The 14,317-nt window shown below is 61.0% G+C and carries 11 protein-coding genes; all 11 read right to left on the bottom strand.

Translation table 11 applies throughout. The features are described 5' to 3' along the window. Positions 1-17: 17 nt before the first annotated feature. The 11 genes from ACEN9O_RS10185 to ACEN9O_RS10235 all read right to left on the bottom strand — a co-directional run bounded on the left by ACEN9O_RS10185 (position 18) and on the right by ACEN9O_RS10235 (position 14,127). Entirely contained in the window at positions 18-1,067 is a 1,050-nt protein-coding gene (locus tag ACEN9O_RS10185) for a putative sugar O-methyltransferase (protein WP_495617438.1), read from the bottom strand. Between the two features lie 50 nt (positions 1,068-1,117). Continuing rightward, complete coding sequence (locus tag ACEN9O_RS10190) at positions 1,118-2,674, bottom strand: glycosyltransferase (RefSeq protein ID WP_495617439.1); 1,557 nt, start codon at positions 2,672-2,674, stop codon at positions 1,118-1,120. Positions 2,675-2,727: 53 nt separating this feature from the next. Continuing rightward, positions 2,728-3,633, bottom strand: a complete 906-nt coding sequence (locus tag ACEN9O_RS10195; RefSeq protein WP_495617440.1) for a transketolase family protein — start codon at positions 3,631-3,633, stop codon at positions 2,728-2,730. Further along, entirely contained in the window at positions 3,630-4,436 is an 807-nt protein-coding gene (locus tag ACEN9O_RS10200) for a transketolase (protein ID WP_495617441.1), read from the bottom strand. Before ACEN9O_RS10200 ends, ACEN9O_RS10195 begins: the two co-directional genes overlap by 4 nt. Then, positions 4,433-5,389 (bottom strand): NAD-dependent epimerase/dehydratase family protein, encoded by a 957-nt coding sequence (locus ACEN9O_RS10205; RefSeq protein WP_495617442.1) that lies wholly within the window; start codon positions 5,387-5,389, stop codon positions 4,433-4,435. The genes ACEN9O_RS10200 and ACEN9O_RS10205 overlap by 4 nt, the downstream gene beginning before the upstream one ends. A 3-nt stretch (positions 5,390-5,392) precedes the next feature. Next, entirely contained in the window at positions 5,393-6,637 is a 1,245-nt protein-coding gene (locus ACEN9O_RS10210) for a methyltransferase domain-containing protein (protein WP_495617443.1), read from the bottom strand. Positions 6,638-6,650: 13 nt separating this feature from the next. Beyond that, positions 6,651-7,727 carry a CDP-glucose 4,6-dehydratase gene (gene rfbG, locus ACEN9O_RS10215; protein ID WP_495617444.1) on the bottom strand — a complete coding sequence of 359 codons (1,077 nt, stop codon included), beginning with the start codon at positions 7,725-7,727 and terminating at the stop codon, positions 6,651-6,653. Beyond that, positions 7,724-8,497: a glucose-1-phosphate cytidylyltransferase gene (rfbF, locus tag ACEN9O_RS10220; protein WP_495618454.1), complete on the bottom strand. Its 774-nt coding sequence runs from the start codon at positions 8,495-8,497 to the stop codon at positions 7,724-7,726. Before rfbF ends, rfbG begins: the two co-directional genes overlap by 4 nt. A 226-nt stretch (positions 8,498-8,723) precedes the next feature. Beyond that, entirely contained in the window at positions 8,724-9,524 is an 801-nt protein-coding gene (locus ACEN9O_RS10225; protein WP_495617445.1) for a glycosyltransferase family 2 protein, read from the bottom strand. 31 nt (positions 9,525-9,555) lie between these two features. Then, positions 9,556-10,884, bottom strand: coding sequence for a methyltransferase domain-containing protein (locus ACEN9O_RS10230; RefSeq protein ID WP_495617446.1), 1,329 nt, complete (start codon positions 10,882-10,884; stop codon positions 9,556-9,558). A gap of 36 nt (positions 10,885-10,920) precedes the next feature. After that, positions 10,921-14,127 carry an O-linked N-acetylglucosamine transferase family protein gene (locus ACEN9O_RS10235; RefSeq protein ID WP_495617447.1) on the bottom strand — a complete coding sequence of 1,069 codons (3,207 nt, stop codon included), beginning with the start codon at positions 14,125-14,127 and terminating at the stop codon, positions 10,921-10,923. Positions 14,128-14,317: the final 190 nt, after the last annotated feature.

The following is a 14,317-nucleotide window of genomic DNA, read 5'->3' on the forward strand; positions in this document are numbered from 1 at the left end:
CGCTGCTGCGCGGCGGTTTAGCTGAACGACAGGTGCTTGACCTTGTACAGGAATTCATACTCGTCCATCTTCGGATTGCAGGCTTGGCCCCACATGGCCGGCGCGCGCGAGATCAGCTCGAATTTTTCATAATCCACCGCGAAGTCGTCGGCCCGGATGCCGCCCACGCTGGTGTGGTTGATGTGATAAATGAATTTCGAGGAAATACGATTGAAATGCCCCATGTAATTCGCCACGGTGGTCATGGGCATTTCCGACAGGCTGTAGGAGTTAAAACACAGGTCTATCGCGTTGTCTTTGATTTCCTGAATCGCAAAATTCGGCAACATCAGCGCATCGTATTTGCTCAGATCATCCTTTGCCAGGTCGACTTCGCCATACAGCCCGATTTTCTTGTCCGGCGATCCGCTCAACAGGAAAAACGCGGCCAGGGCCATATTCTCAGGCAGGTCCACGTCGATGTAAGTGAGGCCGGGATTGTCGCGCACCATGAAGTAGGCCAGGCCGCCAAAGCCGCCGCCGATTTCAAGGACGAACTTATGTTTCGGGCTCTGCACCAGGCGGCTGATCATGGTCGCGTAGTAGTGCTGATAATCGCAGCCTGCACGATAGAAATTACCATCAATAAAGCAGCCATAGGGATTCCCCACGTCCGGCGCATTGAGGGCGGTAATCGGCATGGTCTTGCCTATCGACGTGATCCAGATGTTGAAGCGATGCATTAAGTCGGCCATATACCTGCCCTTGGCCTCCTCGGTAATAGTGCCGGAAAAATAGTCCGTAAACATGTCGCACGGCATGCCGTGCAGGCCGATGCTGCAGTGTTCGCGGAAAAAATTGCTGTAAATTTTGGCCACCGCGGCTTCATTCTCGCTGGACAAGGCAGCCATGATCTCTTTCATGAAGCCTTCGTAGATCGGCAGCCACATATAGCCAACCTGGTATTCCTCGCCCACGTTCTTTTGCGCAGCCTTCGATAGATTGTAGGCTTTGATGATGCGTCGGATAATTTTATTATCGACTTCCATCTTGCGGTCTGCGAAACCGTTTTCTATGGATAACAGCATAATTTTCCCTGTATTTGTTAAGGCAATTCAAAGGTTTGCGATGAAAATCTTTACGCCAGCTTCAGCTTTTCCAGAACAGCATCGACGTTTTCAGGCGTCAGTTCTTGATACAACGTCTCCCTGTTTTTCAGGATGATTTCATCGCTCAGGTCGGCAAAATTAAAATTGAGCAGCTTGTCGATCACTTCCTGGTCGAATCGATGTTTGATCAGTTTTGCCGGATGCCCGCCGACTATGCTGTAGGGCGCCACGTCCCTGGTGACCAGGCTGCCGGCCGCGACAATCGCGCCCTGGCCGATGGTCACGCCCGACAAGATCGTCGAGTTGTAGCCGATCCAGACGTCGTCCTTGACCACGATCGGGCCCTTGGATTCAGACTCCAGGGTCGCAAAGTACTTGGTCAAGAACGGGAAGGTCGATATGCCCTGATACGGGTGGTTGCCGCCCAGCAGGAATTTCACGTCGTCGGCAATCGACACAAAATTGCCGATCGTCAGGCGCTCGGGTTCCGCGCCAAACGCCCACAAATTCAAGCCACCGTAGGAGCGCCGGCCCGCCGTCACCTTGTTGAAGTTGATAAAACCGTGCCAGTGGCTGATGCTGATCTCGTTGTGCGCGTTGAGACGCCGCCATTGATCGGCAACCTCCATCTTTCGCAGCTGTTCAGGACCGGGGGCGGGGGGCGCGGCTGGCGCGGCCGCGGCGCTCTCGTCGGCGAAAATCAGGCCTTCAATCGCCTGGTAAAAATAGTCGTCGTGCAGGTAGTCCTGCATATGCACGAAGAAACCATTCTTGTGAAAGCCGTTTGTTTTGTCGAAATAATAAGGGATAATATGTTTGATCAATATTATCTTTTTTTCCAGCTGGTAGGTGTCTTCCTGCAATAAGCCCATCGCCAGATATTTCTTCAGATAGGCCAGGTAGTTCTTGCCGAAGACTTCAGCGATATTGTAGCCGCCTCTTTTTTCGATGGTCAGGCTGGCGAAGTAGGCGTCATAGAAAACGATCGCGCGCTTGCCCTTCTCCATCAACCGGAACAGGATATCGGTCTGGATCAGCTGGGTCTTGGCATTGACGGTAAAGTCGGGAATCGCCAGGAAATCGTCGCGCCAGATGCAGAATCCACCCATCCAGGTCGTGATATAAGACGCGGCCTTGACGAATTCATTGAGGTTATTGCAAACGGTTAATTGAACGCCGTTGACATTGTTGTTGCCGTTCGTGAAAAAGAGGACCGGCTTTTCAGCCTCGGTGGCCTTGACCACTTTAATAATTTCGGCCAGGCTGCCGTCCCGGACGATCAGGTTGTCGTTGTGAAGTTTCAGGCAGGTGCCGGCGCCCCTGGACAAGACCCGCTCCAGATTGATTTCCGTGCCGACATTCGTTTCGTTCTTGAAGTACTTCACTTTTCCGGGGAATTTTTTTTCAAATTCCTGGCCCACGCTCTGGGTGTCGTCGGTCGAGACATTATCCGAAATGATGACTTCGATTTCTGCTGTATTGATGAAGGCATCCTGGCAGGTAATGCTCTCCAGTGTCTTCCTTAAGAAGCTGTCGCGATTGTAAGTAGGTATGCAGATTGATAGAAAAATACCTGAGGAATTCATTGAAAATCACCTATCTTAAAATTGACTGTTATCCGGGCCGCACGGCGGAGCACTCACCCCGCCTTGGGCCGCCGCACCACTTGCCCCAGATTGCCCGCGGCGTTCAGTGAAGCTTGTGTGCCAACCATGGCGCAGACATCCGCTGACAGGCCGCTTTGCAAAACGATGCCGGCGCGTCCGGCCGGCGACAGGGCCTCCATCATCCATGAACCGAACCCGCCGTCGACCAGATGGTCCTCAAGGGTGATGATTTCATTGAACTTCGCGCAGGACTCGACCTGCATGGGTTTGCTGCGCCGTCCCCACAGCGGCAAGGAATGCACGGAGCAATCGGCAAACGCTTCCTGCGCGGCCAGCTGCATGCCCAGCTCCAGCGTCGCGCCGGTGGTCAGCAGGGTCGCCCCCCCGGCGCCGGTGCGCGACGTTTTCAGCCACTTGCCGGGCTCAACCTCCGGCACCCCGCTGTGAAAACAGGGTTCGCCGGCCTTGCCCAGGCGCAGGTAGGACGGCTGCGGATGGTCCACCAGGTAGCGCATGCAGGCACGCACCTCCATCGGATCACCGGGCGCCGCGATCAGCATATTCGGCATCGATCGCAGCAGCGCGTAGTCCTGCACCGCGTGATGGGAATAACCGAGCGCGCCATAGGCCAGCCCGCCGCCGACCGCGACCACCGTCACCGGCAACTGGTGGTAATCGATGTCATTGCGGATTTGCTCGGCGCAGCGGAAGGTCGGGAAGTTCGCGATCGAATACGTAAAGACGTGATACCCCTCGGACGCCATGCCGGCTGCCAGCCCGGTCATATTTTGTTCGGCCACCCCGGCATTGACGAAGCGATCCGGAAAGCGGTCGGCAAAGGGCTCGATCACGGAGTAGCCCAGGTCGCCAACGATCAGCGCGATATGGTCATGGGTGGCCGCCAGCGCCACCAGTTCTTCAATAAATGCATTTCTCATGCGACGGATCCGATCTCTTTGATTGCCTGTTCCAACTGGGTTGCGTTCGGACTCCGGTAGTGCCATTCGACCTTGTTTTCCATGAAGCTCACGCCTTTGCCCTTGGTGGTGTGGGCAATCAGCATGCTGGGCTTGCCGGGCTCCCAAGGCAGCGTTGTCAACGCGTCCTTCAATGCGGCGTGATCATGGCCGTCGATTTCCCGCACGGCCCAGCCGAAGGCGGAAAATTTTTCCGCCAGCGGTTCGAGACGCAAGGTGCTTTCATTGGTGCCCAGGCTTTGCAGCTTGTTGTAATCGATAATGCCGACCAGCTTGTCCAGGCCGTGATGCGCGGCGAACATGATCGCTTCCCAATTACTGCCTTCGTCCAGTTCGCCGTCGCTCAACAGTACGACGGTCCGCCACGCCGCCGCGCGCCGTTTGGCCGCCAGCGCCTTGCCGACCCCGAAGGGCAGCCCATGTCCCAGGGAGCCGGTGGAAAACTCGACGCCGGGCACTTTATGGCTGATGTGCGACATCAGCCGGGAGCCATTTTGCGCATAGGTCTGCAATTCCGCCATCGGAATAAATTTACGCAAGGCCAGGGCGGCATACACACTGACGCAGCAATGTCCCTTGCTCAGGATAAATCGGTCCCGCGTGGCCATGGCGGTATCGTCGGGATTCACATGAAGTACTTCCCCATACAGAACGGCCAGAATGTCGGCGATGGAAAGGGCGCCGCCGATGTGGGAAGCCTTGGCCTGGCTCACCATCTGCAGCGCGGTGGTCCTGATTTGCCTGGCAAAATTTATAGTATTCATAGTTTGCTTGAAGTCACGGAAGCCGCAGCGCGGGCGCGGTTTCTATTGCGTTCGAATTCCACCGTGGCGGCAATGCCCGCGTCCAGCCCGACCTGCGGTTGCCAGCCGGTGAGTGTGCTTAATTTGCTGGTATCGGCCTCAAGGTGCATAACCTGATCGGGGCGATAGGGAACGGCGCCATATTCCGGCACCAGGTCCTGCTCCAGGTGCTGGCGTATCGCCTCCACATAGTCGAGCAGCGGGCGCGCCGAGCCGGAGCCAAGATTGAACACGCCCTGCGCGCCGCTTGCGATGACCGCGTTCACCGCGCGCGCCGCATCGGCGACATACAGGTAGTCCCATTGCTGCTCGCACCGGGTCAGGGTCGGCCGGCGGCCGGCGAGGAATTCCTGGATCACGAAAGGAATGAACCAGCCTGGCGCGTCGCCCGGCCCGTAGGTGGAGAACACCCTCAGCCATGAACCCTGCATGCCGCGCGCCTCGCACAGCGCCAGCGCGGAAATGCCCGCCGCCAGTTTGGCTTTGCCGTACAGCGTAGTCGGCAGCAGGGCTCCCGCTTCGCTCAGGCGACGATTCTGGTTGCCGTATTCGGCCTGGGAACCAAGCCCCACCCACTGCTTGCAGCCGATCGCCGCAGCCAGATCGACCGCCTCGAGAGTCAGGATGAGATTGTCCTTGATCTGGAAAGCTTCGTTTCTATCCTTGCCGCTGACACCCTGCCATGCGCAATGAATAAAAGCGTCGGGTTTTGATGCGCCCAGGGCGGCGATGGTGTCCGCTGAATGCAGCGAGGAATAACTCACGAACTGGAGGCCGGAAAATTCAGCCAGGCGGCTGAGATCCGATCCCTTGCGTATCAGGACCGTGACGCTGGCGCCGGACGCCAGCATTTCCCTGACGATCGCGGCGCCTATGAATCCCGTTCCGCCGGTGATGACAACATGGCGCGACATACTTCACTGGCTCCCGGACAGGACGTCGAGCAGCGAATAAAACTGGCTCGGTGCGTAGCCCAGAGGAATCAATTCCTTTTGAATCTCGGCCATGTAGCCGTAGCTGAACACCAGGATGGCGTCCACCGGGTGATCCTTGAAGTAGGCGATATCGACCAGGGGGATCTGCGATTTGGGCACCAGCAGGCCAGGCTTCTTGGGCTTGCGATCGATCAGGAACTCCAGTTTGCCGGCATTCTTGACGGCGGCCAGCGTCATGACGCCACGACCGCCGGCGCCGTAGCCGGCCAGCTTTTTGCCATGGCCGGTGGACTTTGCGATAAACGCTTCCAGATGGGCGATGCCGGTGGCGATCTCTTGGGCGACCCCGGCATAAAACCCCATGTCCTTGAATTTTTGCGGCGTGCGCGGTTGCACGGCGAACCTGGCCCGCTCCGACGACTTGGGCGTGGCGACGATGATCAGCGAATTGGCGCGCCGGTCTTCATCCGGCACCAGGTCGAAATCGATGATGGCATAGCCCTCGCGCTCGAACAGCGTCTGCGCGGTCTGCTCCGTCAGATAGATCGAATGTTCATGTTCGAACAGGCAGTATTCCTGGCGCTCGATAATTTTTTCCAGGTCATGAATCTCGATCACCAGCAGGCCGTCCTTGGGGTCCAGCAAGCGCAAACAGGTTTCCAGGAAAGGCTTGGGCTTGGGCAGGTGATCAAAGGTATAGGACAGCATGATCACATCGATATTTTTAAAATCGGCCGGCAGGGCGCTGATGGAATTCTCATCGAACAATCCCTGAATGCTGGCGATGCCTTTCTCCGCGGCGACCTTGCAAAGATAGGAGGAGGGCTCATAGCCCAGCACGCTGCAACCGGTCTTTTGGAATGCCAGCAGCTGCTCGCCGTCGCCCGAGCCGATTTCCAGCACTTTGGCGCCGGACTTGGCCGGGTAATATTTGGACTTCAGGTTCTCCGCCAGCAGGCGCATGAAGACGCTGGCCTTGCCCGAGGCGCCGACCGAATATTGATAATCCTCGTAATAATCGCCGACATCGACGTTGTGCTGGGTCTGGGCGACCATGCAGTCACGACAGATATACACCGGAATGTCGGCGCAAAATTCCTGTCCCTTGTTGTCCGGCGCGATGAAGTCGTCGGTAAAGGGCATGGCGGGAAAGTTCAGGAACTGCTGCAAATGAGTGCATCCACAGGCGCGGCACTGGTCAATCCGGGTAATGGTCGGAGTACTCATGGTTGGTTCGCTTTCAGTATGCTGATTTGTTCTGGTAGTGGCGGATTTGTTGCTGCGTTACTGCTCTCATGTCGGCGCCGGCAAGATGTTCCTTGGCCCATTCCGTGGTCAGGCGGAGGGCATCCTCCAGATTCAGGTGCGGCTGCCAGCCCAGTTTATTGCGCGCTTTGGAAATGTCGAGCTTTAAATAATTTGCTTCATGCGGATAGTCGCCCCGGATTTCGCTCCAGGTGGCGCCTGCGCCCCATAGTTGCGTCATTTTTTCCGCGATCCAGCCGACTGGTTTGCAGTCGATATCCTCCGGACCAATATTCCAGGCCTGGGCAAAGCGCGGCCCGGCCTCATGCAGCCGTTCGGCCAGCATCAGGTAAGCGCGCAGCGGCTCCATGACGTGCTGCCACGGCCGTATCGAGGCGGTATTCTGGATCCGCACCGGCACCGAGCGGCTAAAGGCGGACACGATATCCGGCAACAATCGGTTGACGGCCCAATCGCCGCCGCCGATGACGTTGCCGGCGCGCGCAGTGGCGATCGCGACGCCATGCCTGGCATGGTCGTCGGGATGGAAAAAGGAAGAGCGGTACGAGGCGGTCACCAGCTCCGAGCAGCCCTTGCTGCTGCTGTAGGGATCGTAGCCGCCCATGGGTTCGTCTTCGCGATAACCCCAGTCCCACTCCCTGTTTTCGTAGCACTTATCCGTGGTGACGTTGAGCACCGCCTTGACGCCGCCGGTCTGCCGCACGGCTTCGAGCAGATGCACGGTGCCCATGACGTTGGTCGAATACGTCTCGATCGGATGCTCATAGGAATAGCGCACCAAGGGCTGAGCCGCGAGGTGCAGAACGATCTCGGCCCGGCTGGCGGACAAGGCGGCTTGCAAAGCAGACAGGTCCCGGATATCGCCGATCACGGATGTCATGCCCTGCGCAACATGGGCGATCTCGAACAGGCTGGGTTGCGTTGGCGGCTGCAAGGCGTAGCCGGTCACCTCGGCGCCCAGCTCTTGCAACCAGAGCGACAGCCAGCTGCCCTTGAAGCCGGTATGGCCGGTCAGGAAGACGCGCTTGCCCCGCCAAAATCCCGGATTCATTTCCAGACCTTCCAGGGCGCCTGGCCGGATTGCCACAGGCCTTCCAGATAGGTCTGGTCGCGCTGGGTATCCATAGGCTGCCAGAAATTGCCGTGGAAATAAGCATGCAACTGGCTGTCCCTGGCCAGGGTCTGCAGCGGATCGCGTTCCCAAATGGTGGTGTCGTCTTCGATCAGATCGATGACCTTGGGCGACAAGACAAAGAAGCCGCCGTTGATCCAGCCACCTTCACCGGGGGGCTTCTCCTGGAAGCTGTTGACCTGGGTCCCGTCGATTTCCAGGACGCCGAATCGCCCCGGCGGCTGCACCGCCGTCAAGCTTGCAAGTTTGCCGTGCTCCTTGTGGAACTTGACCAGCGCCGAGATATCCACGTCGCTCACACCGTCGCCGTAGGTCAGGCAAAACGCTTCCTCGTTTTCGAGATAGGGCGCGACGCGTTTCAGGCGGCCGCCGGTCATGGTGTTCTCGCCGGTATCGATTAAGGTTACCTTCCATGGCTCGGAGTAGCGCGAATGCACCTCCATGGCGTTTTTCTGCATGTCGAAGGTAACGTCCGAGGTATGCAAAAAATAATTCGAAAAGTATTCCTTGATGACGTAAGCCTTGTAGCCGCAGCAGATCACGAAATCATTGATCCCGTGGGCGGAATAGATCTTCATGATGTGCCACAGGATAGGCAGGCCGCCGATGCGCACCATGGGCTTGGGGATTAAATTCGTCTCTTCGCTTAACCTGGTTCCAAATCCACCGGCGAAAATCACTGCTTTCATATTGCACGTCCCGTCATTGAATATCACTTGATTGTTGTTTTCCGCGGCGCTGAAATTCCCCTGCGCTTCCATGCACACGATAATTCATTCCGGTCCCTCGCCATGCCGCGAATTTAGGCATAAACACCGGCCTGTTCTTTCGGGCTGGTTTTGACAGTACACCGCAGTTTCAGGGCTACTGTCAATGGTCGCTCTCGCTAGCCGTTGCGGCCGCGCCGGATTGCGCTCACAGCAAGCCCTGGTCTATCGGCAGCCCTGTCATCTTCAGCAGGTCGGCGCGCTTTTGCTTCAGTTCGGCGCTGGGGGCGGGGTGGCGCCGGTAGACATACAGGTAGTCGAGCACGGCGTTGAAATCGTTGGCCTGCTCGCTGCTGCCGCGGCGATCCGTTGTGGCGTCCGCCACCTCGAAGACGCGCGACCCGAGAAACGGCACATGGGCCGGCATCGCGCGGTCAAACACCGACAGCAGATAGTCCCAGTCCTCGTAGGCGCGCATGAACGGATCGAACTCCAGACCCTGCAATAACTGCCGCGGGAAAGCAAAGCAGGACATGTGGACCTGGTTCTTGATATAGACCTCAGGCGTCAGGCTGTGCTGCAAGTTCAGTTCCACCTCGGACAACAGCTCCGGCCCCTGCGGCAGGCGGCGCTCGTTGGCGACCGAGCAGTTGAAATACACCGGCATGCTCAGCTGGACATGCGGCTGGGCGTGCAGCTGCGCCAGGCAACCGGGATGCCACGCGTCGTCATCGTCGAGGAACATGACGTAGCGGCCCTTCACCAGCGACAGGCCCAGATTCCGGCTTGCCGAAGGGCCGGCGTCGCCGTTGCGGCGGATATACATATCGGTTTTGGCGAGCAACTCGGCGCACACGGCATCGGTGGCGCTATCGGCGGCGTCGGAGATGACGATGACCTCGCACTCCACGGGACAGACTTGCGACTTGATCGACTCCAGGGCGCGTCGCAGCAACACCGCGCGCTTGTGGGTGGGCACAATCACGGAAAAAAAAGGTAATGTTGTCATGGCAGGGTTGTCCGCTGAGGATGGGGGCGTGTTAATTGGGTATGGCATGAATGATGTATGCGGTGGCCTGAGCGTCCGTGACGGCGAGGTCCGGATTGGCGCCGGCGCTGGCCGCCAGTTGCTGCAGGGCGGCCTGGATGGCCGGACTCTGCAGCGGGGTATCGAGGATCTGCAGCCCCTGCGTCACCGCGAATCCGGCTTGCTGGAATAGTTCGAACAGCGTGGTGCGGCTGAACAGGCGGCGCTGGCCTTCGGCCAGGAGGCCCGTTTCGGCATAGCGCAGATCGCCGCCGCACAGGCGGGTCAGCAGGCTCCAGTGCTGCGCGTTCGGCACCACGGCGACGATGCAGCTGCCCGGCGCGATCACCTTGCGGATGCGCTTCAACAGCAGTTCCGGGTGGCGGATGCGCTCGAGCGCCTGGTCCAGTACCCAGCAGTCGACCCCGGCATAGTCGCGGAAAAAGTCGTCGCCCAGCGCGTCGACATCCTCGTTGAGCACGTGGTCGCAAGCGCCCTTGCGCAGGTTCTTGTGGGCCGGATCGATGCCGACCGCCGTGTAGTCGCACTGCGGATGGCCTTCCTTGACGGCGCGCGCCAGCGCGCCATCGCTGGCGCCGATTTCCACCACCCTGGCCAGCCGCGCCGGCAGCAGGGTCTGGATGTGCAGCCGCATGGTGGCCGCTTCGCGCGCCGCCTGTTCCCAGGCGTCCAGGTGATAGCTGCCGACCCGCTTGACCGTGCCCTGCCAGTCGTGGCGCAGGTAGTGGTTGACGCCGTCGACCTTGAAGTCTTCCTTGAGCCAGTCGATGCCGGCGATCAGATGGTCCTGGCCGGCGCGATGCAGTGCCAGCATCGGCGCCGTCATCGGCGCGCCGTGGCGGGTGGGCATGGGCCACTGCCGCACCACCTCGATATTGATCAGCATGCAGGCCGGGTGCAGGTAGCGGATCGCGCCGGCCTCGTAGTCGACGTCGAATCCGCCTTCGTTCACGTGGTTGGTGTAGCCCACGCCGTACATGTCCGGCCGCAGCTGCTCCAGCATCGATTCGACGAATCCGCGGTTGAGCACGACCACGTCCGAGTCCAGCACCAGCACCGGTCCCTGCAGGTCGAGGTGCTGGAACGCCCAGGCCATGCCGGGGCCGTGATGGATGTTGTAGTCGAAGTGGATGAAGCGGACGTCCGCGTACCGGGCGCACACGGCTTCGATGGCGCGGTAATGCTCGGCGCCGGAGCCGTCGATGATGGTGACCGGGTTGGGGTAATGCGCGCGCAGCGAACTCAACAGCTCCTCGATCAGTTCCGCTGAATTGTAGGAGACGGAAATGATCGGGATACTGTCAACGTGAATGGCATTCATGGTCTTGGGCTGGCTGGAGTGGCGAACCATGGCGGGTCAGGGCGCGACGGCCACGAGGATGTACTGCGTCGCCAGCGCGTCCTCCACGGCGACCACCGGATCGATGCCGCTGGCGCCGGCCATGGCGCGGATCGCCGGCAGGTATTTTTCACGGGCCGGCTCGTCGAGGATGCGGGCGCCGCCGCCGCTGATCCGGAAGCCCGCCTGCTGGAACAGTTCCAGCATGGCGCCACGGGTGAAGATGCGCTTGCTCGATTTGTCCAGCCCGGCGGTGCCGTAGCGCAGGTCGCCGGCGTTCAGGCGCGCCTGGACGCTCCAGTGCTGGAAGTTGCGGATGGTGGCCACCACCTTGCCGCCCGGCGCGATGCTGGCGCGGATTTTCTGCAGCACGCCCCACGGATCGTCCAGCATTTCCAGCGCCTCGTCGAGCACCCAGATGTCGGCGCCGCGCACGTGGTCCCACAGCTCGGAGCCGGCGTGCTCGATGTCGAGGTTGAACACGAAGTCGCAATGGGGGCGGGCCGCCTGCGCGAACGCCGGCTCGAGTTCGATGCCGGTGTAGTCGACCACGGCGTTGCGGGCCTTGTAGGCCTTGGCAAAGGCGCCGTCGCGGCAATGCAGCTCGACGATCTTGCGCGATTCCAGCGGCACGAACTGCAGCATATAGGTGTTGACCGCGTTGCTCGCGCTGGGCATGTCGTAGTGATAGCCGCCGGTGCGGATGACCGTGCCCTGCCAGTCGTGCTTGAAGTAGTGGCGCTGCGTCGGCCGCGGCGCGAAATCCTGCTGCACCCAGTCGATGCCGGCGATCAGCTCGTGCGCGCCGGCGTTGTGGATCGCCAGCATGGTGGCGATGCACGGCGCGCCGTGCTTGATCGGCATCGGCCACTGGCGCACCACCTCGATATTGGTCAGCATGCAGGCTGGATGCAGATAGCGGACCGCGCCGTCGTCGCGGTCGTAACCGAGCTCGTTGACCTGGTGCAGGGCGCCGACGCCGTACATGCCGGGACGCAGATGGCTGTGCAGCGATTCAAGGAAGCCGCCCTGGATCACCTCGACGTCGGAGTCGAGGAACAGCACCTCGCCCGACAGGCCGAGATGACGGATGGCCCAGGCCATGCCGGGGCCGTGGTGGATGTTGTAGCCGAACGGGATGAATTCGACATTGTCGTAGCCCTCGGTGATGGCGCGGATTTTTTCCGCCACGTCGGGATTCGAGCCGTCGATGACGTAGACCCGGTTGGTGTAGAACTGGCGCAGCGTGCGCAGCAGCGACTCGATCAGGTCCGGCGAATTGTAGGAGACGGTGATGATGGGAATCTGGTCGATGCGCACCGGTTCGGCTGCCTGCGCGGCCGCCTGCGGATGCACCACGTGGGCCGGCGCGGCAAGCCGCGGCGCGGCCGGCTTGGCCACGCTGATCAGCGCAGTTTCCAGGTTGCGCACGAAGCGCGGGCTGTCGAACAGCGCGCAGCTCATGCGGTTGGTCACCAGCTGGCGCTTCATGGCGGCGATGGCGGCCGGGTCGTTGGCCAGCGCCACCGCCTTTTCCTCGTAGTCGGCGAAGTTGTAGGTGATCAGCTGCGGCAGGTCGACCGCGCGCAGCAGGCTGCCGGCCATGCGCGACGAGAAGGTCCGGCCGGCGCAGGTCAGCAGCGGCAGGCCGGCCCACAGCGCGTCGCTGGCGGTGGTGCCGGCGTTGAACGGGAAGGTGTCGAGGAACAGGTCGGCCAGCTGGTAGCGCGCCAGGTATTCGGCCGGCACCGCGCGGCTGTTGAAGATCAGGCGCTCGCGGTCGATGCCGGCCTGCTCGGCGTAGCGGTACAGGTTCTCGCGCACCTCCGGATAGTCGGCCACCAGCCACAGCACGCTGCCGGGCACGCGGCGCAGGATGTTCATCCACACCGCGAACAGCTCGGGCGTGAACTTGAAGTTGTTGTTGAACGAGACGAAGACGAAGGCGTCGTCCGGCAGGTTGACGCTGGCGCGGGTCGGCTTGGCCGCGATCAGGCGCTGGCGGTCGTTGATCTGGAAGGTGTCCGGCAGGTACAGCGGCTTCTCGCTGAAGTCCTTGGTCATGTCCGGCGTGATCAGGAATTCGTCGGCGATCACGTAGTCGACGCCGGGCAGGCCGGTGCTGCCGGGGAAGCCCAGGTAGGTCAGCTGCACCGGCGCCGGGCGGAACGCCAGGATGTTCGGACGCGCGCCCAGCGTCAGGCCGTGCAGGTCGACCAGGATGTCGATCTCGTGGGCGCGGATGGTGCGCGCGGCCTGCTCGTCGCTCAGCTGGTCGATGCGGATGTATTGGTCCATGGCCTTGACCACGCGGGCGCGGATCGGCGAGCCGTCCTCGCGGCTCCAGCTGAAGGCGTAGACCTCGAACTTGCTGCGGTCGTGCAGCTCGTACAGCTCGGCGGTGAGGATGGACACCGCGTGCGAGCAGAAGTCCGACGACAGGTAGCCGATGCGCAGGCGGCTGTGGCCGTAGCCGTGCTGGCCGGTCAGCGGCGCCACGGCGGCGTTGACCTTCTCGTTGACGAAGCGGCGCGCGGCGGCCAGCTGCTGGGCCGGATCGGCCGAGGCGCTGAGCATGGCCAGCGCCGAGGTGCCGTCCATCATGGTGGCCACCGAGATGTGTTCGAGGCCGCTGTAGACCGGCCATTCGCACTGCTTCTGGCGCAGGTGGACCCAGTGGGTCATGACGTTGGCCTGCTGCGGATCAACCCGCAGGCTCAGCGCCAGCATGGCCTCGGCCTCGGGATAGCGCTTGCGGATTTCCAGCAGGCGGCCGAGGTTGTTGAGGGTCTGCACGTACAGCGTCGGATTGGTCTTGATGTCCGGCTGCACCTCGTCGCTGAGGATGGTTTTCCACATCGCCAGCGCGTCGTCGGGACGGCCGGTGCGTTCCAGCAGCGTGCCCAGGTTCAGGCGCGCCTCGACGAAGCCGGGGTGCTCGGCGATGGCCCGGCGCAGCACCTGTTCCGCGCCGCTGTCGTCGCCGGCGTTGGACAGCACCACGGCCAGGTTGAAGCAGGCGGCGTAGATCAGCGGCGACGCCGTGTGGTCGATCCAGGCGCGGTACAGCGCGATGGCGGCGGGCAGCTGCCCGCTTTCCTGCAACACGGCGGCGGCGCCGAACAGGTCGCCGATGGACAGCGCACCCTTGACGGCCAGGGCCATGACGGTGCCCAGCGGGCTAGTATCGGTGGGAACGGATGCGGCAGGTACTTGTGCGGTCATAGCGGCGTAGGATGGGATGAGCCATAAAAGGTACGCACTATCATACCTTTTTGTCGCTGGATGAGGGGCAACTTTTGGCTCGGGAGCAAGACTGTAAAACGCCGCCTGCTCAACAGATGGGCGCCGCCCCCGTCATTCCCGCGGAAGCGGGAATCCATGCTGAGCCACCCGGCCAGCTCAGCATGGGTTC

The sequence above is a fragment of the Duganella sp. Dugasp78 genome (assembly GCF_059491455.1).

What these genes read in the sequence shown, in the direction of transcription:
- ACEN9O_RS10185 (WP_495617438.1), bottom strand. Translation starts at nt 1,067, where the DNA reads ATGCTGTTATCCATAGAAAACGGTTTCGCAGACCGCAAGATGGAAGTC.
- ACEN9O_RS10190 (WP_495617439.1), bottom strand. Translation starts at nt 2,674, where the DNA reads ATGAATTCCTCAGGTATTTTTCTATCAATCTGCATACCTACTTACAAT.
- ACEN9O_RS10195 (WP_495617440.1), bottom strand. Translation starts at nt 3,633, where the DNA reads ATGAGAAATGCATTTATTGAAGAACTGGTGGCGCTGGCGGCCACCCAT.
- ACEN9O_RS10200 (WP_495617441.1), bottom strand. Translation starts at nt 4,436, where the DNA reads ATGAATACTATAAATTTTGCCAGGCAAATCAGGACCACCGCGCTGCAG.
- ACEN9O_RS10205 (WP_495617442.1), bottom strand. Translation starts at nt 5,389, where the DNA reads ATGTCGCGCCATGTTGTCATCACCGGCGGAACGGGATTCATAGGCGCC.
- ACEN9O_RS10210 (WP_495617443.1), bottom strand. Translation starts at nt 6,637, where the DNA reads ATGAGTACTCCGACCATTACCCGGATTGACCAGTGCCGCGCCTGTGGA.
- rfbG (WP_495617444.1), bottom strand. Translation starts at nt 7,727, where the DNA reads ATGAATCCGGGATTTTGGCGGGGCAAGCGCGTCTTCCTGACCGGCCAT.
- rfbF (WP_495618454.1), bottom strand. Translation starts at nt 8,497, where the DNA reads ATGAAAGCAGTGATTTTCGCCGGTGGATTTGGAACCAGGTTAAGCGAA.
- ACEN9O_RS10225 (WP_495617445.1), bottom strand. Translation starts at nt 9,524, where the DNA reads ATGACAACATTACCTTTTTTTTCCGTGATTGTGCCCACCCACAAGCGC.
- ACEN9O_RS10230 (WP_495617446.1), bottom strand. Translation starts at nt 10,884, where the DNA reads ATGAATGCCATTCACGTTGACAGTATCCCGATCATTTCCGTCTCCTAC.
- ACEN9O_RS10235 (WP_495617447.1), bottom strand. Translation starts at nt 14,127, where the DNA reads ATGACCGCACAAGTACCTGCCGCATCCGTTCCCACCGATACTAGCCCG.